The organism is Burkholderia sp. Bp8986, from assembly GCF_003854225.1.
Taxonomy (GTDB): Bacteria; Pseudomonadota; Gammaproteobacteria; order Burkholderiales; family Burkholderiaceae; genus Burkholderia.
Genome location: NZ_QTQM01000035.1, coordinates 22,871 through 43,244 on the forward strand (window position 1 = coordinate 22,871; position 20,374 = coordinate 43,244).

The 20,374-nt window shown below is 68.3% G+C and carries 19 protein-coding genes and 1 riboswitch; of the genes, 7 read left to right on the forward strand and 12 right to left on the reverse strand.

Annotation, left to right across the window (positions count from 1 at the left end; genetic code table 11):
- The 3 genes from DID99_RS26255 to DID99_RS26265 form a co-directional block, all read right to left on the reverse strand.
- Window positions 1-1,773 (reverse strand): TolC family protein, encoded by a 1,773-nt coding sequence (locus DID99_RS26255; RefSeq protein ID WP_124667796.1) that lies wholly within the window; start codon window positions 1,771-1,773, stop codon window positions 1-3.
- Complete coding sequence (locus DID99_RS26260; protein WP_124523407.1) at window positions 1,770-2,075, reverse strand: hypothetical protein; 306 nt, start codon at window positions 2,073-2,075, stop codon at window positions 1,770-1,772. The genes DID99_RS26255 and DID99_RS26260 overlap by 4 nt, the downstream gene beginning before the upstream one ends.
- Before the next feature lie 87 nt (window positions 2,076-2,162).
- Entirely contained in the window at window positions 2,163-2,549 is a 387-nt protein-coding gene (locus DID99_RS26265) for a hypothetical protein (RefSeq protein ID WP_124523408.1), read from the reverse strand.
- Between the two features lie 266 nt (window positions 2,550-2,815).
- Between DID99_RS26265 and DID99_RS26270 the strand changes: the two genes are divergently transcribed.
- The 3 genes from DID99_RS26270 to DID99_RS26280 all read left to right on the forward strand — a co-directional run bounded on the left by DID99_RS26270 (window position 2,816) and on the right by DID99_RS26280 (window position 6,298).
- Entirely contained in the window at window positions 2,816-3,487 is a 672-nt protein-coding gene (locus DID99_RS26270; protein ID WP_044848315.1) for a heavy metal response regulator transcription factor, read from the forward strand.
- Window positions 3,484-4,899, forward strand: coding sequence for a heavy metal sensor histidine kinase (locus DID99_RS26275; RefSeq protein ID WP_124667797.1), 1,416 nt, complete (start codon window positions 3,484-3,486; stop codon window positions 4,897-4,899). The genes DID99_RS26270 and DID99_RS26275 overlap by 4 nt, the downstream gene beginning before the upstream one ends.
- Before the next feature lie 139 nt (window positions 4,900-5,038).
- Window positions 5,039-5,214: riboswitch (yybP-ykoY riboswitch) on the forward strand.
- Between the two features lie 73 nt (window positions 5,215-5,287).
- The gene (locus DID99_RS26280; protein WP_044848313.1) at window positions 5,288-6,298 is read left to right on the forward strand and encodes a sodium:calcium antiporter; all 1,011 of its coding nucleotides are present in this window, start codon (window positions 5,288-5,290) and stop codon (window positions 6,296-6,298) included.
- Window positions 6,299-6,442: 144 nt separating this feature from the next.
- Here DID99_RS26280 and DID99_RS26285 read toward each other — a convergent pair whose 3' ends face one another.
- From DID99_RS26285 to gstA, 6 genes are all read right to left on the reverse strand, one after another.
- Entirely contained in the window at window positions 6,443-6,811 is a 369-nt protein-coding gene (locus DID99_RS26285; RefSeq protein WP_124487019.1) for a copper-binding protein, read from the reverse strand.
- Window positions 6,808-10,014, reverse strand: a complete 3,207-nt coding sequence (locus DID99_RS26290; protein ID WP_124667798.1) for an efflux RND transporter permease subunit — start codon at window positions 10,012-10,014, stop codon at window positions 6,808-6,810. Before DID99_RS26290 ends, DID99_RS26285 begins: the two co-directional genes overlap by 4 nt.
- Window positions 10,011-11,525, reverse strand: a complete 1,515-nt coding sequence (locus DID99_RS26295; RefSeq protein WP_124523414.1) for an efflux RND transporter periplasmic adaptor subunit — start codon at window positions 11,523-11,525, stop codon at window positions 10,011-10,013. The genes DID99_RS26290 and DID99_RS26295 overlap by 4 nt, the downstream gene beginning before the upstream one ends.
- A gap of 11 nt (window positions 11,526-11,536) precedes the next feature.
- Window positions 11,537-12,826 (reverse strand): TolC family protein, encoded by a 1,290-nt coding sequence (locus DID99_RS26300; protein ID WP_124487022.1) that lies wholly within the window; start codon window positions 12,824-12,826, stop codon window positions 11,537-11,539.
- A 91-nt stretch (window positions 12,827-12,917) separates the two neighbouring features.
- A complete protein-coding gene (locus tag DID99_RS26305; RefSeq protein ID WP_124523416.1) occupies window positions 12,918-13,298 on the reverse strand; it encodes a hypothetical protein in 381 nt (126 codons plus the stop codon).
- Window positions 13,299-13,384: 86 nt separating this feature from the next.
- Entirely contained in the window at window positions 13,385-14,017 is a 633-nt protein-coding gene (gstA, locus tag DID99_RS26310; protein WP_124487023.1) for a glutathione transferase GstA, read from the reverse strand.
- Between the two features lie 135 nt (window positions 14,018-14,152).
- Between gstA and DID99_RS26315 the strand changes: the two genes are divergently transcribed.
- Complete coding sequence (locus DID99_RS26315) at window positions 14,153-14,509, forward strand: helix-turn-helix domain-containing protein (protein WP_124523417.1); 357 nt, start codon at window positions 14,153-14,155, stop codon at window positions 14,507-14,509.
- A 21-nt stretch (window positions 14,510-14,530) separates the two neighbouring features.
- Entirely contained in the window at window positions 14,531-14,899 is a 369-nt protein-coding gene (locus DID99_RS26320) for a hypothetical protein (protein WP_124523419.1), read from the forward strand.
- A gap of 124 nt (window positions 14,900-15,023) precedes the next feature.
- Here the strand turns inward: DID99_RS26320 and DID99_RS26325 are convergent, their stop codons facing one another.
- The 3 genes from DID99_RS26325 to DID99_RS26335 all read right to left on the reverse strand — a co-directional run bounded on the left by DID99_RS26325 (window position 15,024) and on the right by DID99_RS26335 (window position 18,148).
- Entirely contained in the window at window positions 15,024-15,944 is a 921-nt protein-coding gene (locus DID99_RS26325) for a LysR family transcriptional regulator (RefSeq protein WP_044848305.1), read from the reverse strand.
- Between the two features lie 135 nt (window positions 15,945-16,079).
- Window positions 16,080-17,540 (reverse strand): FAD-binding oxidoreductase, encoded by a 1,461-nt coding sequence (locus DID99_RS26330; RefSeq protein WP_124523421.1) that lies wholly within the window; start codon window positions 17,538-17,540, stop codon window positions 16,080-16,082.
- 263 nt (window positions 17,541-17,803) lie between these two features.
- Window positions 17,804-18,148 (reverse strand): cupin domain-containing protein, encoded by a 345-nt coding sequence (locus DID99_RS26335; RefSeq protein ID WP_124487026.1) that lies wholly within the window; start codon window positions 18,146-18,148, stop codon window positions 17,804-17,806.
- A gap of 198 nt (window positions 18,149-18,346) precedes the next feature.
- On the opposite strand from DID99_RS26335, the gene DID99_RS26340 reads away from it, so the two are divergent.
- Together DID99_RS26340 and speB are read left to right on the forward strand one after the other, a co-directional pair.
- Window positions 18,347-19,234: a helix-turn-helix transcriptional regulator gene (locus DID99_RS26340; RefSeq protein ID WP_124523423.1), complete on the forward strand. Its 888-nt coding sequence runs from the start codon at window positions 18,347-18,349 to the stop codon at window positions 19,232-19,234.
- A gap of 168 nt (window positions 19,235-19,402) precedes the next feature.
- Window positions 19,403-20,353, forward strand: a complete 951-nt coding sequence (speB, locus tag DID99_RS26345) for an agmatinase (protein WP_044848300.1) — start codon at window positions 19,403-19,405, stop codon at window positions 20,351-20,353.
- Window positions 20,354-20,374 lie beyond the last annotated feature (21 nt).

Consider the following 20,374-nt stretch of genomic DNA (forward strand, 5'->3'; position numbering starts at 1 on the left):
TCAATGACCTTCCGGATGCGTTGCGGGCGCTGGTTGCGCCACGGGTGAAGAAGCCGGCCGCGACGCAGCGTCGGGCGTGGATGCGGCGGGAGCGTCCGCGCGTGGCGTTGGCTGTGTTGGCTGTGTTGGCTGTGTTGGCTGTGTTGGCTGTGTTGGCTGTGTTGGCTGTGCTGGCTGTGCTGGCTGCGTTGCCTGCGTCGCCTGCGTCGCCTGCGTCGCCTGCGTTGCCTGCGTCGGCTGCGTTGCCTGCGTCGCCTGCGTTGCCTGCGTTGCCTGCGTTGCCTGCGTCGCCTGCGTCGCCTGCGTTGCCTGCGTTGCCTGCGTTGCCTGCGTTGCCTGCGTTGCCTGCGTTGCCTGCGTTGCCTGCGTCGCCTGCGTTGCCTGCGTCGGCTGCGCCTGCGTTGTCTGCCCAGTCGGCAGCCGGCCGCCGACGGCCGCCTGCAGATCGGTTTCGGCGAGCCAGTAGTCCTTCAGCGCATCGATGTAGCCGTTCACAGCGCCAACCTGCTCGCGCGCATCGGCCAGCAGCTCGAACACGCTCGCGAGCATCCCGTTGTAACGCAGCAGCAACTCGTCCGAGATCGTCCTGCGCAGCGGCACGACTTCGTCGCGATAGTGCTTCGCGACGTCGTAGCGCGTCGTGTATGCCGCATACGATTCGCGCACTTCCGAGCGCGCGTCGATGGCCGTCTGCGCGAGCCGGTTCGCCGACTGCATGTAGACGGCCTCGGCCCGCGCGACCTTCGCGCCGCCCCAGTCGAACAGCGGAATCTCCACGCTGATCTCGTAGCCGTGCTCGTGCCCCTTGTCGGTCTCGTAGTTGTTCACGTAGCCGAGATCGACCGCGTTGACGAAGCGTGTCGCCTTGCTGAGCCCGAGCGACGACGCGACGCCCTGCGTCCGCAGCTTCGCGGCCTGGATGTCGAGGCGGTTGTGCATCGCGTAGCGTTCGAGATCGGGCAGATCGGGGCGTGCGTTCGGCAGGTCGGGCAAGCGCTCGGGCAGCGCGTACCGCGTGCGCTCGCCCCACAACCCCATCGCGCGCGTGAGCTTCTCGCGCGCGGCCACGGCCTGCTGCTGCGCCTTCGCCTGCTGCGCGACCGCGTCCGCATGGAACGCCTGTTCGCGTGCGTAGTCGAGCCGGCTGGAATTGCCGGCCTGCCGCATGCGCTGCGCGAGTTCGGCGGCCGCGCTCGCGGCGTCGCGGACCTGTTGCGCATAATTCGCGGCCTGTTCGGCCGCGACGGCTTCGACATACGCACGGCGCGCGTCGGCCGCGACCTTCAGCATCGCGTCGGCGGTTTCGAGCTTGGTCTGCTCGAAGCGGCGGCGTTCGATGTTCGTCGCGAGCGGCAGCGTCAGCAGCGCGAACACGTTGGCCGAGAACGTACGGCCGAGACTCAGTTCACCGTCGCCGGCCCGCGTGCGGCTGAACGAGAAGCGCGGGTTCGGCAGCCGGCCTGCCTGCACGAGGTCGGCCTCCGACAGCCCGAGTTCCGCGTATGACGCCTGCAGGCCCCGGTTGTTCAGCAGTGCAAGCTGCACCGCGTCGTCCATCGACAGCAGTTTCGCGAGCAATTCCTTCGTCCGCTGGTCGACGGCTTCGCGGTCGGCGTCGGTCCTGACGATGACCGCGTCTTTCCCGATCCGCTCGGATGCGGCGGACGACACGGCGTCGAAGCCGCCGTCCTTCGAAAACGTCGTGCAGCCGGCGAGAAATGCCAGCGCGAGCACGGTCGCGCCGATTCGCGGTGAAATCGCAAATCGCGTCATTGCCCGGCCCCTCCGTGCGTCGAATGGGCTGCGCCGCCCGCCGGGTTTCCGGGCTTCGCGTGTCCGGTCGCGGGTCCCTTCGTGGGGGCCTTCACGGGCCGCTCCATCACGTCCCGGTTCAATTGCTTCCAGCCGGGGCCGGCGTCGTCGCGATACGGCACGTAGCCGTCGAACGCGGACGCCGTCGTGACGTCCGGCACCGACGCGGCTGCATCGGCCGGATCGGAAAAGGCGGTTTGCGCGGGCGCGAGCGACGGCACGAGGCTCGCCGCGCCAAGCAGCGCCGCAATGATCAATCGCATGGATGTTTCTCGTCGTGAGTCGTGCGGCGGACGTCGTGCGTTCGCCGGCACCGTTTGTGGATCGCGGCCGGTGGCCGCGGGCAGGGACTAGACGGAAATCCGGCGCGGCGGCCTGTCGATGCCGCCGGTCAGGAACGACACGACGACGGTCGAAGGCGCGAAAGAGACGATCGCGGTACCGATGTCCGACGTAACGGGCACCGCAGGCACCTCCGCCATGCCCGTGCCGAAACAGCAGGATCCGCAGGCGGAACAAGGCGTCGCATGCCGCGAGTGGTTGTCGTGCTCATGCGGTTCGCCGTGCATGCGCTGCATTGCAGGCGACGCAGCGGGCACAGCGGCGCTCGCCCCAGGCTCCGCATGCGGCACCGCAGCGACCGCGCCCGCGCACTGCATCGACCCGGCCGCGAACGACTGGATCGGCACGCACAGCGCCAGCAGCACGACGAGGATGAATTTGCGCCAGTACGACATGGATGCGGAATCAGGCAGACAATGACCGGATGAACGGGAGCGGCACCGCGACGGCGCGCTCCGGACACAAGACGGCCGCAGCTTATCGCCGCCGGCGTGACGACGACATGGCCGAAACATGACCGGATTTTCATGAAGGGCGGCACGGCATCGCACGCGCGCCGGATGACAATTCCGTCATCCGCCGGTCATCTTTCGCGCACGCGCGGCGCCGTAAGCTCACGCGTTACACTGACCGGCCGGAATCACCCACGGCCTGCACCACCATGCGGATACTGATAGTCGAAGACGAACCCAAGATGGCGTCGTACCTCCGCAAGGGGCTGACGGAGGCGAGCTACACGGTCGACGTGGCCGAGAACGGCCAGGACGGGCTGTTCCTCGCGCTGCACGAGGATTTCGATCTCGTCGTGCTCGACGTGATGCTGCCGGAACTGGACGGCTTCGAGGTGCTTCGGCGCCTGCGCGCGCAGAAGCAGACGCCGGTGCTGCTGCTGACGGCCCGGGAGGCGATCGAGGACAAGGTCACGGGGCTCGAACTGGGCGCCGACGATTACCTGCTCAAGCCATTCGCGTATGCGGAGTTCCTCGCCCGCATCCGCTCGCTGCTGCGCCGTGCGCCGCGCAATGCGCGCGAGATCCTGCAGGTCGCCGATCTGGAAGTCGACCTGATCAAGCGCCGCGTGCGACGCGCCGACACCCGCATCGACCTGACCGCGCAGGAATTCGCGCTGCTGCAACTGCTCGCGGAACGCGAGGGCGAGGTGCTGACGCGCACCTTCATCACGTCGCAGATCTGGGACATGAATTTCGACAGCGACACGAACGTCGTCGATGCGGCGATCAAGCGCCTGCGCGCGAAAATCGACAACGCGTACGAGAAGAAGCTGATCCACACGATCCGCGGGATGGGCTACGTGCTCGAGGATCGCGCGTGACCGGCGGCCCCGCCCCCTATTCGCTGCTCCGGCGCCTGACGCTCGCGTTCGCGGCCGTGGCCGCGCTCGTGTTCGCGCTGACCGGCGCGTACCTGTACCGCTCGCTGTCCGCCGAATTGATCCGGCGCGACGACATCGAAATCGCCGGCAAGCTCGACCAGTTCCTGCAGCTCGCGCGGACGAGCGGCTCGACCGCCGCCCTGCGCGCCGACCCGGCCGTCTTCCATGAAGTGCTGCTGTCGCATCCGGGCGTCTATCTCGGCATCTACGACGGCGCGAACCGCCCGCTCGTCGAACACACCGACGCGGCCGGCCACACCCTCGCATCGGTGATCGCACGGCCGCAGCCGGCCGGTGCCTCGCGCGCGGCCGACAGCCCGTTCACCTGCGCGCCGCCCGGCATCGGCCCGTCGCGCTGCGTGCGTGCACGCGCCACGCTGCCGTCGGGCGAAACCGTCCAGGTCGCGGTGGCGCGCACGGCGGCCGATCGCCAGTCGCTGCTCGAAAGCTATCGCGTCGACATCTGGCTCGCGGCCGCGCTCGGCGCGCTGCTGGTCGGCGCGCTCGGCTACGCGGTCGCGTCCCGCGGCCTGCGTCCGGTCGAGAGCCTCGGCCGGCAGACGTCGCGCATCGAGGCGCACAACCTCAACGCGCGTCTCGACGCACGCGGCGGCCCGGTCGAGTTGCGCGAGCTCGCCACCTCGGTCAACCGGATGCTCGACCGGCTCGAGCGCGCGTTCGTGCGGCTGTCGCAGTTCTCGTCCGACCTCGCGCACGACATGCGCACGCCGCTCGCGAACGTGATCAGCGCGTCGCAGGTCACGCTGTCGCGCGCCCGCACCACCGAGGAATACGAAGCGCTGATCGATTCGAACATCGAGGAATGCGAACGGCTGCAGCGGATGATCGAGAACATGCTGTTTCTCGCGCGCACGGACAACGCGCGGCAGCACCTGAAGACCGCCGAACTCGACGCCGGCAACGAACTGCGCCGGCTCGCGTCGTATTTCCAGGCGCTGGCCGACGAGGCCGGCGTGCGGCTCGACGTGCGCGGCGAAGCGCCGGTCGTCGCGGACGCGACGCTGTTCCGCCGCGCCGTCAGCAACCTCGCGTCGAACGCGCTCGAACACGCGGAAGCCGGGTCGACGATCGAGCTGGCCGTCTCGACCCGGCCCGGTTTCGCGGTCGTCGAAGTCACGAACCGCGGCGTGGCGATTCCGCCCGAACAGATCGAGCGGATCTTCGAGCGCTTCTACCGGATCGATTCGTCGCGGCACGGCGCGGCGCGCAACGCGGGGCTCGGGCTCGCGATCGTCAAGTCGATCGTCGAACTGCACCGCGGCAAGGTCGAGGTCGTGAGCCAGGGCGGACGCACGACGTTCGCGCTGTATTTCCCGGCCGGCGCTGCGTGACACGCGCGTGACGCCGCCGCGCGCGCACACCGATTGCTTCCTGGAATTGCATGTGCGTCCGTCGGAAGGCGGCTTACCATCCCGGATGAAGCGGCATGACCGCACACGCTTGCCGAAAGCGGCCGGCTCGGCTAGACTGCCCTTCGTCTTTGGGGAGTAGCCTGCTTTCCATCCCCGGAAAGCGAATGCGTCAACACACTCGGCCTGCGGCCGTGGCGTATTCGGCCGTATCGGTCTGGCGAGACCATCGACGCATCGCGTCGTTCCTGGTCGGACGTCGGCAGATGCGTCATGGTTCGTCCACGTCCGACCACGGAGTCCCCATGTTCCTCCTGGCTTCCCTCTCGCATTTCGCCACTGCCCGCCTGCCTGCCTGCGGAGGTGCCGCATGACCTTGATGCTCGTCGAACTGGCGTTCATGCTGATCGTCATCCTGGTCGCGGCCGAACTCTTCACGAATGCGCTCGAACATCTCGGCGAACGGCTGAAGATTTCCGAAGGCGTGACCGGTTCGCTGTTCGCCGCCGTCGGCACCGCGCTACCCGAAACGATGGTGCCGCTGCTCGCGCTCGCGGGCGGCACGTCGAACGCGGCGGTCAACGAGGAGATCGGCGTCGGCGCGATTCTGGGCGCGCCGCTGATGCTCGCGACGCTGACGACCTTCCTGATGACGCTCGCCGTGATCCGCTCGCGCGGACTGACCGGCACGATCGCGCCCGAGCGGACCGGCTTCGTGCGCGACCTGAACTACTTCATCGCCGCATTCGCGCTCGCCACCGTCGCGATGTTCGTCCCGCATCACGTGTGGGCGGTCCGCGCGCTGCTCGCCGCGATGCTGGTCGGCGTCTACGTGATGTACGTCGTGATGACGTTCCGCGCGTCGACCCGGCTCGTCGATGCCGGGCACGGCACCGAGGCGCCGCACGCGATGTTCCTGTCGCGCGTCGGGCTGCCGACCAACCTCGCGACCATCGCGCTGCAGCTCGCGCTCGGCGTCGCGCTGCTCGTCGGCGGGGCGAAGGGCTTCATCCACGGCGTCGAAGGCGTGTCGCACCTGCTCGGTATTTCCGCGCTGCTGCTGTCGCTGATCATCGTGCCGATCGCGACCGAGTTGCCGGAAAAGGTCAACAGCGTGCTGTGGATCCGCCGCAAGAAGGACACGCTCGCGTTCGGCAACATCACCGGCGCGATGGTGTTCCAGGGCACGCTGCTGCCGGCGATCGGCATCATGCTGACGCCGTGGGAGCCGCGCCCCGAAGTGCTGACCGGCGTGGTCATCACGCTCGCGGCGGCAGTCTGGCTGCGTGTCAATGCGCGTGCGCGCGGGCTCGCGATCTGGGCGCTGCTGGCGAACGGGGCCGGGTATGTCGGCTATCTGTTCGTGACGCTGACGCGCTGAAGACGCTGAATGCACTGAACACGCTCGACGGCGCGGATCGGGCGCGTCGCCCGACAGGCGTACGCCCCCCGAACGCGACCGTCGTCACCGCACCGCGCTTGACGACGCTCGCGGCGGGCGGCCATGCCGCCCGCTTCCCCGCGCTTACGACGCCTTCACGAGCCTGACGATCGTCAGCGTGCCGTTGACGTTCTCGACGCGGACCTTCACCTTGTCACCCGCATGGACCTCGGCGAGCATGGCCGCGTCCTTCGCCTTGAACGCCATCGTCATCGGCGGCATCCCGACGTTCTCGAGCGCGCCGTGCTTCAGCGTGATCTTGCCGCTCGCGGCATCGACCTTCTTCACCTCGGCATCGGTCAGCGCGGCGTGCGACTCGGCCGCACCGCCCGACGACATCTTCATGCCGGACATGTCCATGCCCGGCATGTCGCCCGCGGCCAGCGCGGGAACAGCGAACACGCCGGTCGCGAAAACGGCAGTGGCGGTGGCGATCAATTGATTCATCTTCATCGAGACTCTCCAGTGGGGGTGGACGGCACGTTCATGCCGTGAGGAACTGCATCGGACTGCCGCTGACGCCTCGCGCCTCGCGCACGACGGCGCTGCAGCAGAAGCCACGCGGCGGGAATGACGAACATCGACAGCAGCGGCGCGGTGATCATGCCGCCGACCATCGGCGCGGCGATGCGCTGCATCACTTCGGAGCCGGCGCCGTGTCCGACCATGATCGGCACGAGGCCGGCCAGCACGACGGCGACCGTCATCGCTTTCGGCCGCACGCGCAGCACCGCGCCTTCGCGAATCGCGTCGAGCAGCACGGCATCGGTCAGCGGCGCGCCGGCGTCGAGGCGGCGCTGCAGCGCGCCCTTCAGGTACAGCAGCATCACGACGCCGAACTCGGCGGCCACGCCCGCCAGCGCGATGAAGCCCACCGACGTCGCGACCGACACCGCGTGGCCCAACGCCCAGACGAGCCAGAAGCCGCCGATCAGCGCGAACGGCACCGTAGACATCAGCAGCAGCGCATCGGCCGCGGAGCCGAACGTGACGAACAGCAGCACGAAGATCACGACGAGCGTCACCGGCACCACGGTGCGCAGCGTCGCCGCCGCGCGTTCGAGATACTCGAACTGTCCCGACCACGCGATCGAATAGCCGGGCGGCAATGCGACCTGTTGCGCAACGACCTGCCGCATCGCACGGACTGCCGTACTCAGATCGGTGCCGCGGATATCGACGTACACATAGCCGGACAGCCGCGCGTTCTCGCTGCGGATCATCGGCGGCCCGTCGGCGATCGCGATGCGCGCGACGTCGCCGAGGCGGATCTGCGCGCCGCGCGCGGTGACGACCGGCAGTTGCCGCAGGTTCTCGAGCGAATCGCGGAGCTCGCGCGGATAGCGCAGGTTGATCGGGAACCGCTCGCGCCCCGCGATCACTTCGCCGACATCCTCGCCGCCGATCGCCGACGACACCACCGACTGGATGTCGGCCACCGACAGCCCATAGCGCGCGGCCGCGAGCCGGTCGACGTCGACGTCGAGGTAGCGGCCGCCGTTCAGCCGTTCCGCGAGCGCCGACGTGACGCCCGGTACCTGTTTCACCGCCGCCTCGACCTGCGTCGCGATCGCGTCGATCCCCGCCAGGTCCGGCCCGGAAATCTTCACGCCGACCGGCGTCTTGATGCCGGTGGAGAGCATGTCGAGCCGGTTGCGGATCGGCGGCACCCACACGTTCGACAGGCCCGGCACCTTCACCGTGCGATCGAGTTCGTCGACGAGCTTCTCCGGCGTCATCCCCGGCCGCCATGCGCTGCGCGGCTTGAAGCGGATCGTCGTTTCGAACATCTCGAGCGGCGCGGGATCGGTCGCCGTATCCGCGCGCCCCGACTTGCCGAACACCGTGTCGACCTCGGGCACGGTCTTGATCAGCCGGTCAGTCTGCTGCAGCAGTTCGCTCGCCTTGTCGGCCGAGATGCCCGGCAGCGCGGTCGGCATGTACAGCAGATCGCCTTCGTCGAGCGGCGGCATGAACTCGCCGCCGAGACGCGACAACGGCACGGCCGTCAGCAACAGCGCGGCGAGCGCGACGCCGATCGCGCGCCACGGGCGCCGCAGCGTCGCTTCGAGCAGCGGCCGGTACACGCGGGTCAGCACGCGGTTGATCGGGTTCGCGTGCTCGGGCGGAATGCGGCCGCGCACGAGATATCCCATCAGCACCGGCACCAACGTCACCGACAGCGCGGCCGCGGCGGCGATCGTGTAGGTCTTCGTGAACGCGAGCGGCGCGAACAGTTTGCCTTCCTGACCTTCGAGCGAAAACACCGGCACGAACGACAGCGTGATGATCAACAGCGAGAAAAACAGCGCCGGCCCGACCTCCGCGGCCGATGTCGCGACGAGTTCCCAGCGCCGCGCCGTCGTGATCGGCTCGCCGGGATGCGCGTGGCCGTATGCCTCCAGATGCTTGTGCGCGTTCTCGATCATCACGATCGCCGCATCGATCATCGCGCCGATCGCGATCGCGATGCCGCCCAGCGACATCAGGTTCGCGTTCACGCCCTGGTAGCGCATCACGATGAACGCAACCAGCACGCCGAGCGGCAGCGACAGGATCGCGACGAACGCGCTGCGCAGGTGGAACAGGAATACCGCGCAGACGATCCCGACGATCACGAACTCCTCGATCAGCTTGTCGCGGAGGTTGTCCACCGCGCGCTCGATCAATTGCGAGCGGTCGTAGGTCGTGACGATGTCGACGCCGGGCGGCAGCGATCGCTTCAGGTCGGCGAGCTTCGCCTTCACCGCGTCGATCGTCGTCAGCGCGTTCTTGCCCGAGCGCATCACGACGACGCCGCCCGCCACCTCGCCCTGCCCGTCCAGCTCCGCGATCCCGCGCCGCATCGCCGGGCCGACCTGGATGCGCGCGACGTCGCCGAGCAGCACCGGTGTGCCCGCGTCGTCGGTGCGCAGCACCACGTGCCGGAAGTCGTCGAGCGTGCGCAGGTAGGCGGACGAACGCACCATGTACTCCGACTCGGCCAGCTCGACGACCGCGCCGCCCGATGCCTGGTTGGCCTTGCCGAGCGCGTCCGCGACCGCCGCCTGCGTGATGCCGTACGCGCGCAGCTTGTCCGGATCGAGCACGACCTGGTACTGGCGCACCATCCCGCCGACGCTCGCCACTTCCGACACGTCCGGCACGGCCTTCAGCTCGAACTTCAGGAACCAGTCGTTGAGCGCACGCAGTTGCCCGAGGTCGTGACGGCCGGTGCGATCGACGAGTGCGTACTCGTACACCCAGCCGACCCCGGTCGCATCCGGCCCGAGCGACACGGTCGCGCCCGCGGGCAGGCGGCTCTGCACCTGGCTCAGGTATTCGAGCACGCGCGAACGCGCCCAATACGGGTCGGTGTGGTCGTCGAACAGCACGTAGACGAACGCGTCGCCGAACGACGAGTACGCGCGCACGGTCTTCGCGCCCGGCACGCCGAGCAGCGTCGTCGTCAGCGGATAGGTGACCTGGTCCTCGACGACCTGCGGCGCCTTGCCCGGATACGACGCCTTGACGATCACCTGCGTGTCCGACAGGTCGGGCAGCGCATCGAGCGGCGTCTGCCGCAGCGCATGCACGCCCCACGCCGCAATCAGCACGGTGGCGAGCAGCACCAGGAAGCGGTTGCGGACGGACCAGCGAATCACGTGCGCGATCATCGCGTGCCTCCCTGCGGCTCGACCTTCGTCAGCCGGTAGCCGTCCTCGCGCTGCACGAACGCGAAACGCACCGTCTGGCCAGCCTTCACGTCCGGGAACGCGTGTGCCGACGGCTTGCCGAACGCCATCGTCATCGCGCCCCAGCCGAGTGCCGGCACCGGCTGATGCGAGAACGTGATGTCGTCGTCGGTGACTTGCTCGACCTTGCCGGTGGTTTCATACACCGGCGCGGCCGCGGCGGCCGGCGCTTGCGCGGCGCTCGCGCTCGCCGCGCCTTCCAGCCGCGGCAGCACGCTTTTCAGGCTCGCTTCCGAATCGATCAGGAACTGCCCCGATGCGACGACCGTATCGCCTTCGCTCAACCCGTCGAGCACTTCCGTGTCGCCGCCGACGTCGTTGCCCACCGTCACCGGCAGCGGCCGGAGCCGGCCGTCGCCCGTCTTCACGATGACGATCGTGCGCTTGCCGGTCGCGATCACCGCTTCGGATGGCACCAGCAGGCGCGACACCGCCTTCCGTGCCGCGACATGCACGCGCATCAGCATGCCGGGCGTGAGCCTGAGCGCCGCATTGTCGATCTCCACGCGCGCCTGCAGCGTGCGGCTGCCCGTGCTGATGCCGGGCAGCACTTCGCGGATGCGGCCGGTGAAGTGCCGCGCCGGATCGCCCGCGAACGTCGCGTCGACCGCCATCCCCGGCTGCACGTTCAGCGCGAGCGCTTCCGGCACCTCGACGATGAGCCAGAGCGTCGACAGCCCCGCGATCTTCGCGAGCGTCTGTCCCGGCGCGACCATCGCGCCGTCCCGCACGTTCAGTTCGCTGACGACGCCGGTTTCCGGCGCGCTCAGCACGACGTGCGTCTGCGCGCGGCCGGCGCGATCGAGCGCGGCGATCATCGCGTCGGGCATCGACAGCGCACGCATCCGCGCGCGCGACGCATCGAGCAGGCTGCCGTCCATCCCGCCCCGCTTGAACGCGAGATATTCCTCCTGCGGCGCGAGCCATTCCGGCACGAACAGCGACGCGATCGGCGCGCCCTTTTCGATGCGCTGCATCGGCGCCCGTGCGTAGAGCCGGTCGATGTAGCCGGTGACGCGCGACTGCACGACGTCCGCGCGCGATTCGTCGAATTGCGTGGTGCCCACCGCATCGAAACCGTCCGCCGTCTGCTGCCGGCGCACGGTCGCATAGCGGATGCCGAGGTTCTGCTGCAGGCCCGGATCGATCCGGACGCCGCGTGCATCGCCGCCCTCGTCCGCATAGACGGGCTGCAATTGCATGTCCATGAACGGCGATTTCCCCGGTTTGTCGAAGTGCTGGTTCGGCACCATCGGGTCGTGCCAGTACAGCACCTTGCGTCCTGCCTGCGAATCGGGCGTGCCTGCCGCCGCGACGGCAGCCGTTGCCGCGCCGCCCGATGCATGGCGCATGCCCGCGACATAACCCGCGCCGAGCAGCGCCGCGCCCGCGCATGCCAGCAGCACCGCACGCGCCAGTGATTGCTTCGTCATGAGGTTCTCCTTCACTGCGCGGCGGCCATCGTCGACGGCACGACCTGATATTCGAGCTGCGCCCAGGTCCGCGACACGTCGCGTCCGAGCTCGAGCACCTGCAACTGCGCGTCCAGTTGCGCGCGCCGGGCGGCGAACGTGTCGGCGAGCGAACCGGTGCCGGCCCGGTAGGCGGCCGTGGCGAGCTGCACGCGCTGCCCGGCGGCGGGCAACAGCGATTCGCGCAGGGTCGCGAGGCGTTCGCGGCCGCTTGCCAGCGTTTCGGACTGCGTACGGATATCGGCTTGCACTTGACGCAGCGTGTCCTCGTACATCAGGCGCGCCTTCGTCGCGAGCGCGGCCTTTTCGGCGACGTCGCGGTTCTGCCGGTTCTTGCGATCGAGCGGCAACGGGATCGTGACGCCGACGGACACCATGTTCGAATACGCGCCGCCGCGCTGCTGGTACGCGATCTCCCACGTCCAGTTCGGGCTGCGCTCGCTGTCGGCCACCGCGGCGTCGGCCTCGGCGACCGCGATGTCGTCCGCGGCGGCGACGAGCGCCGGTTGCGACACGCGCAGTTCGTCCGGCGGCAACGACGCCACGAAGGATTCGGGCGCGGGCGGCGTACCCGTCACGTCCGTGACGGGCGCAGCCGTCCAGCGGCCGAGCGCGATGAGTGCGGTGCGATAGGCCTGCCGCGCGTCGAGCACCTGATCCTGCGTTTGCGCCAGCATCGCGCGAGCCTGGACGACTTCGCCCGCGCTCGCCTTCGCGCCGCGATACGACGCCTGCGTCGCGTCGAGCTCATGCCGCATGTGATCGAGCAGCGCCTGGCGAAGCGCGAGCGCCTGCTTCGCGTAGATGGCGTCGAGCCAGGCCGCCGCGGTCCGCTGGCGCACCGTGGCCAGCTGCACGAGATAGTCCGCGCGTTCGCGGCCGACTCGCTCGTCGGCCAGCGCCGCGCGCAGCCGCCGCTTGTCGCCGGACACCCATTCCTGCTCGATGCCGATGCGGCGCATCGTCATGAAGTCCTGGCCGACGGTGAAGCGCTGCCCGCCGTTGACCGGCAGGTTGTCGATGCCGGCCTTGAGCATCGGGTCCGGCAGCTGGCCGGCCTTGACCGCCGCTTCCGAACTCGCGCGCACCGAAGCCTGCGCGGCCTGCATCGACGCGGAACGTTCGGTGGCGGCCTGCAGCGCGGCGTCCAGCGTGACGGGCGACTGCTGCGCATGGGCGCCCGCCGCCAGCAGCGCCGCCCAAAGCACGGGCGCGCGCCGGCACGCACGCCGCATGCGCGGCGTGCAGAAATCGAATGACATGGTGTAACCCCAAGTCGGAACCCCAATGGATTCCACGTCCCGAACACGGGACGAACCTCACCGCCTAGGCGGTGAACCGGTCAAATCGGGATCAGCTGATGCGGGGCGGGCGCCACAACCCGTTCGGGTCGCGGATCGGGACGGACTGCGCGTAGTGGAAGACGATCGTGCTGGCGAATGCAGCGGGACGGCTCACGTCGGCGCGGGCGGCCGGGTGATAGAGACTGCCGAACTGGCATTGGGCCGTCACCTTGCAGGCCATGCCCTTCGCTTTGGCCTTCGTGGCGTCGGTGGGCGACGCTTTCATCGAATCGCAGCCGCTCATGTCGGCGGACATGCTCATGCCCGCGTTCGCTTCCATCGACATCGTGTGCTGCATCGGACATTCACCGGTCAAGCCGCTGGCTGCCAGCCCGCTGATGGGCAGCACCGCGCAAATCAGCAGCAGGATGAAGGTCCGAAGCAGTTTCATGGCGGCGATTATAGCGCGGCGGTTCGCGGTATGGCGCGGCGACGTGAGCGGCTTCTTACGGTGTCCGGCGCCGCCCCCAAAACGCGCTAGCGTGCCAGCCCGTCCGCGGCGAGCACCTGCTGCACGGCCGGCCGCGCCCGCACCCGCTCGTACCACGCGCGCAGGTTCGCATGGCGGCTCAGGTCGATGTCCGCGTTGTACACCGAGCGCATCCAGTCGGCCTTGCCCCAGCCCGTCAGCGCGAACAGGTACGCATCGGCGACGGTGAACGTGTCGCCCGTCACATACGGGTTGCCGTCGAGCTGCCGGTCGATCCACGCAAAGCGGCTGTCGAGCTTCTGCCGCACCGGGTCGACGTATTGCCCCGCCTGCACCGCGTAAAGCAGCGGGATGAAGCCCTTGTGGATCTCGGTGCCGAGGAAGTTCAGCCATTCCATCAGCCGGTAGCGGGCGAGCGTGCCGTACGCGGGCGCGAGCCGCGCTTCGGGGCGCCGGTCCGCGAGATACTGCGCGATCACCGGTCCTTCGCGCAGCATCGTGCCGTCGTCGAGTTCGAGCAGCGGCACGTAGCCGAGTTCGGTCACATCGTAGTAGTTGCGTCCGTCTTCAATGACGTGTTTGCGCGCGTCGACCTTGATGACCTGCGCGTCGATGCCGCTTTCGCGCAGCACGATGCAGATGGCCTGCGAACAGCTGCCGGGAGCGTGATAAAGCTTCATGCGTTTCCTTGATTGGATGGTTCGACTATCGATTCGCCGCGACGCGGGCGCTAATATCTCGCATCGGCGCGGCGCTGAGAAGAAGGCAGTCGTTTGTGCCGTAGTCACAAAAAAGTTACCGACAGGGTCAGCGGCATGAAGACGAGTGCGACAGGATGTTCCGTGGAAGAAGCGATGCGCATGCTCGGCGGCCGCTGGCGGCTGCTGCTCGTGTCGTATCTGCTCGACGGGCCGAAGCGCTTCAGCGACCTGCGCCGCGACATGCCCGGCATCTCGCAGCGGATGCTGACGCTCGATCTGCGCGCGCTCGAGGACGCCGGCTTCGTGCGGCGCACCGTGTATCCGGAAGTGCCGGTGCGCGTCGAGTACGATCTGACCGCGGACGGCGACCGGCTGCGGCCCGTCGTCGAGGTCATGCGCGCATTCGGGCTGTGGCTGAAAGCGCGCGATGCGCATGGCGAGGTCGACGCGCAAGCCGCGCTGCCCCGATAACCCCTTACCGAGAGAAACATCATGGAACTACACGCTACCGTCGGCGCGGCCACGTCCGATGTCGACGACGACGAAAGCTTCGCGAACATCTATTGCCACGACGCGGCGCAGAACTATTGCTTCTCGCTGCTGCGCTTTCCGGAGGAAACGTCGATCGAGGTGATGGTGCTCGACCAGCTCACCGCGCACGTGAACGATCTGTCGGTGCGCCTCACGGGCGACACGCTCGACGTCGAACTCGACGAGCGCACCGCCGAGCGGCTCGACGGCAACACGCATTACGTGATTCATCTTGCGCCCGGCGAACACGATCCCGTCGCGCTGCGCGCCGCGCTGAAGGAAATCTTCGACGGCAAGAGCGGATATCGCGACGACAGCGCAAGCGCGTAACGCGACCCGCCCGATACGCGTTCACATCCCGCGCGTTCGCCCGCCGCCCGCGACACGCGTTTCGCGATTCCTGCCGCTGCGCCTCGCGCCTGCGGGGGCGGCGCGACCTCACGGGCGGCACGCGCTATGCAGCCAGCGCGGCCGCCTTGATGTTGAACGCGCGCAGCAAGTCCTCGCGGAACGCATCGACGATCGGCTTGCCGCTCGCGTTGCGCTTCATCGCGAGATGCAGCGGCACATCGAAGCCGAACGTCGCACGGCCGACGGCCTTCACGAGCCCACGCTGCTCGAACGGCTCCGCGTAATGCGCGGGCAGGTAGCCGAGATGGCCGCCCGACAGGATCAGGATCGTCGCGGCCTCGATGCTGTCCGCGCTCGCGGTCACGCGCCGCTCCGGCAGCGGACACTGTTCCTCCGGCACCGGATAGGTACGCCACACCCAGTCGTGCGCCTGCAGGTCGTCCATCGACACCGGCCGCGACACATGGAACAGCGGATGGCCGCGACCGCAGTAGATCACCTGCTCCTCGGTAAACAACGGCGTGTAGTCGAGCCCCGGCACGCGATGCCAGAAATACCCGATCGCGAAATCGAGCTGGTTGTTGACGAGGCCCTCCTCGAGTTCCTGCGGCGATGCGACCTTCATCGAGAACGTGACGGCCTGGTCGCGCTTGCGGAACGTGCCGATCGCGTCGGCGACGCGCGCGTTCTCGACGAGCGGCGCCTGCCCGATCAGCCCGATCGACAACGTGCCGACCAGCTTGCGGTCGATGTCGCGCACGCGCGCGACGAACTCCGACGTCGCCGCGACCAGCGTGCGCGCCGTGGCCGCGAAGCGTTCGCCCTTCGATGTCAGCCGAAAGCCGCCGCGACCGCGGTCGCACAGCTTGAAGCCGACACGCGCTTCCAGCGCGGAGAGCTGCGTGCTGATGGTCGACTGCCGCACGCCGAGCGATGCCTCGGCGGCCGTGATGCCGCGTGCGTCGACGACGGCCAGGAAGACCCGGATGAGCCGGAGATCGAGATCGGTGGTATTCGAAAACATGCTTCAAGCCGCTGCGCTTCTCGCGCGTTGCCGGGCCGGCACGACACCGGCCGCCCGCGCCGATGAACCTGACCGGACGCGCGCCGTCATCGGCAACGGCACGCGCCATACCCGTCGTTCGTGAACGACCGGCGCTTACATCGGGAAGCCCATCGCCTTGAGCCCGTTGATCCACGCGCGCTTCCAGCCGCCTTCGGCGTCCGCGCCGTCGAACGCGTGGAACGTGATCTTCGCGGCGACCCAGCGCATCGGCTCGGGCGGGATGTAGCTCGGGCTCTGGTTCGCGATGTCGAGCTTGCGCTCCGGGCTGTCGCGGTCGAACAGGATGTTCAGCCCCATGAACGCGCCGAACCGGCTCGCCGCGACGCCGAAGCCCGTGTAGCCGGCGACGAACACGGCCTTGCCGCCGAGATAGCGCTTCGCGAACACCGAGCCGCGCGAGCAGTAGTCGATCGGGCCGCCCCACGCGTGCGAGAAGCGCACGTCCGCGAGTTGCGGGAAGGTCCGGTAGAACGCCTCCGCGAGCCGGTAGTAGGTTTCGCGCCGGCCGTCCTGGTGCGGTTCCGGGTCGCCGTCGAAGTGATAGCTGACCAGCCCGCCGAAGATGATGCTGTTGTTCTTCGTCAGCCGGAAATAGTTGAGCTGCGTGCGCGTGTCGTACACGCCCTGGCGATTCTTCCAGCCGATCCGCGCGAGCTGTTCGTCGGTGAGTGGCTCGGTCGCGAGCACGTGATCGCGCACCTGCATCACGCGGCGGTTGATATCCGGAATGCCAACCTTTGCGGTGCCGCTGCCGAACACGACACGCGGCGCGCGCACGCTGCCCTTCGGCGTCGTCACGTACACGGTGCCGCCTTCGTCGGTGACGGTCGTGAGCGGCGTGTGCTCGTAGAGCTTCACGCCGAGCGACAGCGCCGCGCGCTTGAGCCCCCACGCGAGCTTCGCCGGATGCACGATGCCGCTGCGGTTGCGCGACCACAGCGCGCCCGCGAACAGCGGCGAGTTCAGTTGCTCGAGCGTTTCCTCGCGGTTCAGCAGCACGACGTCGTGCCCGTATTCGCGATGCAGGTCGTAGTCGCCCTTCAGGTGCGCGAGGTGCCCGGGGTCCACCGCGACCGTCATCTCGCCGTTCCACTCGATGTCGGCGTCGATGGCGTAGCGCTTCAGCGTGTCCTCGAAGCCGTCGAGGTTGTGGTGGCCGAATGCCTCGAGCTGCGCGATGTCGTTCGGGAACACGCGCACCGCGTTCGGCAGCCCGTGCATCACCGACGTCGAGATGATCCCGCCAGCGCGGCCCGACGCGCCGTGCGCGACCTTGCCGGCCTCGATCAGCACCACGTTCAGGTGCGGCATCTGTTCCTTCGCCTGCACGGCCGTCCACAGCCCGGTGAAGCCGCCGCCGACGACCAGCAGGTCGGCCGTCACGTCGCCGACGAGTTCCGGCTCGGCGGCCGGCGCGGCCGGGTTGTCGAGCCAGTACGGGAACAGTTTCGTATTCGCGAGCGCCTCGGCGGCGCCCAGTGCGACCGGCGCGTGACGCGCGGCGTGCGCGTGAGCCGGTGCGGCTAGTGTTGCTTCGTTGACTTCCATTTCCATGATCCCAGCCATCCCACCTGATCGCGGCCCGCGCGTGCGATGCGTGCACGGCGTGCCGAATTCGCCGAATTCAGCGATTGCGCCGATTACTTCTATCGCCGCGGTTGCCTCGGTTGCGCCGACGGTGACGATCGGCGCGATGCACCGTAAGCCGCGACGCGCGCCTTCGACACCCGCGCGACGGACGTCGCCTGCAGTCGGTCGAAAACGCCGCCGCCGGGCCTCGCGTCCACCTGACGACGACGCCACGGCGGCCGCTCACATCACGACTTCTCGAGCAGCACGTAGAACTTCTTCGCGTCCTCGATCGTTTCCCAGCGGCCCGCGAAACCGGCCGGCAGCAGGTAGCCCTGGCCCGGCGTGAATTCCTTGCGGTTGCCTTCGACATCGGTCAGCGCGATCCGGCCCTCTACGAGCCACACCGCTTCGTCCGCCGCGGTTTCCGGGAACTCCACGGAGCCGACCTTGCCTTCCCACCAGCCGATGAGGTAGCTGCCGCTCTTGCCTTCGGCCGCGCGCCAATCGCTTTCGTCCATCCCGAAGTCGAGCTTCGTGAATTCGCCCACGCCTGCGCCCAGCGGCAGGATGTCCTTGATCAGTTTGGTCATTTGAATCTTTCGTCTCTCGATTGAAAAAAGCAGAGACAAAGTTACTCATTTACACTGCCCCGGTATGCCCCCCTGCGGGGGGGACAAACCGCGTTTTCCGCGGCGCGCAGGGTCGCAGGACTCCGTACCGTATTTCCCCCTAATGACGTTTTTGACTTCGGACGCTAGAATCGCCGCCGCTTTTCACCGGGGAACCGCATGCTGCTCAACGTGAACCCCTTCCACCGCGACACCGACCGCTTCAACGTGTCGTTCAAGGCGCTGGGCGAGCTGATCGAGACGGTCGGCACGCCGCACTTCGTGCCGCGTCTCACGCAACTGCTGAACGACGTCGTGCCGCTCGACGTCGCGCACGTCGAGCGCTCGCGCGTCGACGGCACGATGCCCACCGGCTACCGCTGCGAATGGATCGGCAGCAGCGGCATCGGCACCGCGACCGCCGACATCTCCGACGTGATGACGCTCTACTACGAGCGCTTTCTCGACAGCGACCCGCTGTTCGCGGGGCTGCGCGGCAAGACGGGCACGATGCTGGTCGTGCGCGACATCGCGGCGATCCCGCCCGGCGAATTCCGCCAGCGGCTGTTCGACGACGTGCATATCGCCCATGAATGCGTGCTCGCGCGCGGCACCCGCTATGCGCAGCATTCGATCGCGCTGGAACGCGGCCGCGACCGCCCGCCGTTCACGCTCGCCGAAATGAACCGCTTTCGCAGCATCAGCGACGTGCTGTTCCCGCTGCTCGAGCTGCACGCATCGACCACCGCCGCGCGGCGCATCGCGCACCCGACGCCCGACGTGCATCCGCTCGCGCAGTTCGACGCGCGGATCGCGGCCGACGGCGTGAAGCTGTCGAAGCGCGAATACGAAACCTGCAAGCACCTGATCTCCGGCAAGACCGTGCCGGAAACCGCCGACATCCTCGGCGTGCGCGTCGCGTCGGCCGAGTCGTACGTGAAGCGTGCGTTCGCGAAGCTCGGGGTGCGCACGAAGCGCGAACTGGCTGCGTGGGGCTCGGCCGTGCCGGCGTTTCCTGCGGCCGCAACGCGTGACCACGTAGGCAACGACGGCGACGACGCCGACTGATCCGGTCGCGCCGCCCGCGATCGCCGACTGATCCGGTCGCGCGTCGATGCGGCGCCGCCGTTCGCATCGAGACCCGTCGATGTAAACGTTGCGACTTCAAGATCTTCGCGCCCGCGTTCTCCTCTACCATCGGCCGATCGCTTTTCACCATAAAGAGGAGACGGCCCCATGCACCGCGAACTGAACCAGCCGATGGGCGGCAACGAGATGCCGCGCTTTGGCGGCATCGCCACGATGATGCGCCTGCCGCAGGCCGACACGACCGACGGCCTCGACGTGTGCTTCGTCGGCGTGCCGCTCGACCTCGGCACGTCGAACCGCTCGGGTTCGCGCTTCGGCCCGCGCCAGATCCGCACCGAATCCGTGCTGCTGCGCCCGTACAACATGGCCACGCGCGCGGCGCCGTTCGATTCGCTGCAGGTCGCCGACATCGGCGACGTCGCGACCAACCCGTATGACCTGAAGGATTCGGTGCGCCGCATCGAGCACGCGTATGACGAGATCGTCGCGCACGGCTGCCGGCCGATCACGCTCGGCGGCGACCACACGATCGCGTGGCCGATCCTGCGCGCGCTGCACAGGAAATACGGCAAGGTCGCCGTGGTGCACGTCGACGCGCACGCGGACGTGAACGACACGATGTTCGGCGAGAAGATCGCGCACGGCACGCCGTTCCGCCGCGCGGTGGAAGACGGTCTGCTGCAATGCGACAAGGTCACGCAGATCGGCCTGCGCGGCACCGGCTATCACGCGGACGATTTCGACTGGTGCCGCCAGCAGGGCTTCACCGTCGTGCAGGCGGAGGAATGCTGGAACCGGTCGCTCGCGCCGCTGATGGCGCAGGTGCGCGAACGCGTGGGCGACACGCCGGTGTATCTCAGCTTCGACATCGACGGTCTCGATCCGTCGTTCGCGCCCGGCACCGGCACGCCGGAAATCGGCGGCCTGTCGGTGCAGCAGGGTCTCGAGATCATTCGCGGGATGAAGGGGTTGAACATCGTCGGCGCGGATCTCGTCGAAGTGTCGCCGCCGTACGATCCGACCGGCACCACCGCGCTCGTCGGCGCGAACCTCGCATTCGAGATGCTCTGCGTGATGCCGGGCGTCGCCTACCGCTAATCCGATCGACAGGAACACGTT

Excerpts from the sequence above, each read along its gene's own strand:
- DID99_RS26255 (WP_124667796.1), bottom strand. The coding sequence starts at position 1,773 with ATGACGCGATTTGCGATTTCACCGCGAATCGGCGCGACCGTGCTCGCG.
- DID99_RS26260 (WP_124523407.1), bottom strand. The coding sequence starts at position 2,075 with ATGCGATTGATCATTGCGGCGCTGCTTGGCGCGGCGAGCCTCGTGCCG.
- DID99_RS26265 (WP_124523408.1), bottom strand. The coding sequence starts at position 2,549 with ATGTCGTACTGGCGCAAATTCATCCTCGTCGTGCTGCTGGCGCTGTGC.
- DID99_RS26270 (WP_044848315.1), top strand. The coding sequence starts at position 2,816 with ATGCGGATACTGATAGTCGAAGACGAACCCAAGATGGCGTCGTACCTC.
- DID99_RS26280 (WP_044848313.1), top strand. The coding sequence starts at position 5,288 with ATGACCTTGATGCTCGTCGAACTGGCGTTCATGCTGATCGTCATCCTG.
- DID99_RS26285 (WP_124487019.1), bottom strand. The coding sequence starts at position 6,811 with ATGAAGATGAATCAATTGATCGCCACCGCCACTGCCGTTTTCGCGACC.
- DID99_RS26290 (WP_124667798.1), bottom strand. The coding sequence starts at position 10,014 with ATGATCGCGCACGTGATTCGCTGGTCCGTCCGCAACCGCTTCCTGGTG.
- DID99_RS26295 (WP_124523414.1), bottom strand. The coding sequence starts at position 11,525 with ATGACGAAGCAATCACTGGCGCGTGCGGTGCTGCTGGCATGCGCGGGC.
- DID99_RS26300 (WP_124487022.1), bottom strand. The coding sequence starts at position 12,826 with ATGTCATTCGATTTCTGCACGCCGCGCATGCGGCGTGCGTGCCGGCGC.
- DID99_RS26305 (WP_124523416.1), bottom strand. The coding sequence starts at position 13,298 with ATGAAACTGCTTCGGACCTTCATCCTGCTGCTGATTTGCGCGGTGCTG.
- gstA (WP_124487023.1), bottom strand. The coding sequence starts at position 14,017 with ATGAAGCTTTATCACGCTCCCGGCAGCTGTTCGCAGGCCATCTGCATC.
- DID99_RS26315 (WP_124523417.1), top strand. The coding sequence starts at position 14,153 with ATGAAGACGAGTGCGACAGGATGTTCCGTGGAAGAAGCGATGCGCATG.
- DID99_RS26320 (WP_124523419.1), top strand. The coding sequence starts at position 14,531 with ATGGAACTACACGCTACCGTCGGCGCGGCCACGTCCGATGTCGACGAC.
- DID99_RS26325 (WP_044848305.1), bottom strand. The coding sequence starts at position 15,944 with ATGTTTTCGAATACCACCGATCTCGATCTCCGGCTCATCCGGGTCTTC.
- DID99_RS26330 (WP_124523421.1), bottom strand. The coding sequence starts at position 17,540 with ATGGAAATGGAAGTCAACGAAGCAACACTAGCCGCACCGGCTCACGCG.
- DID99_RS26335 (WP_124487026.1), bottom strand. The coding sequence starts at position 18,148 with ATGACCAAACTGATCAAGGACATCCTGCCGCTGGGCGCAGGCGTGGGC.
- DID99_RS26340 (WP_124523423.1), top strand. The coding sequence starts at position 18,347 with ATGCTGCTCAACGTGAACCCCTTCCACCGCGACACCGACCGCTTCAAC.
- speB (WP_044848300.1), top strand. The coding sequence starts at position 19,403 with ATGCACCGCGAACTGAACCAGCCGATGGGCGGCAACGAGATGCCGCGC.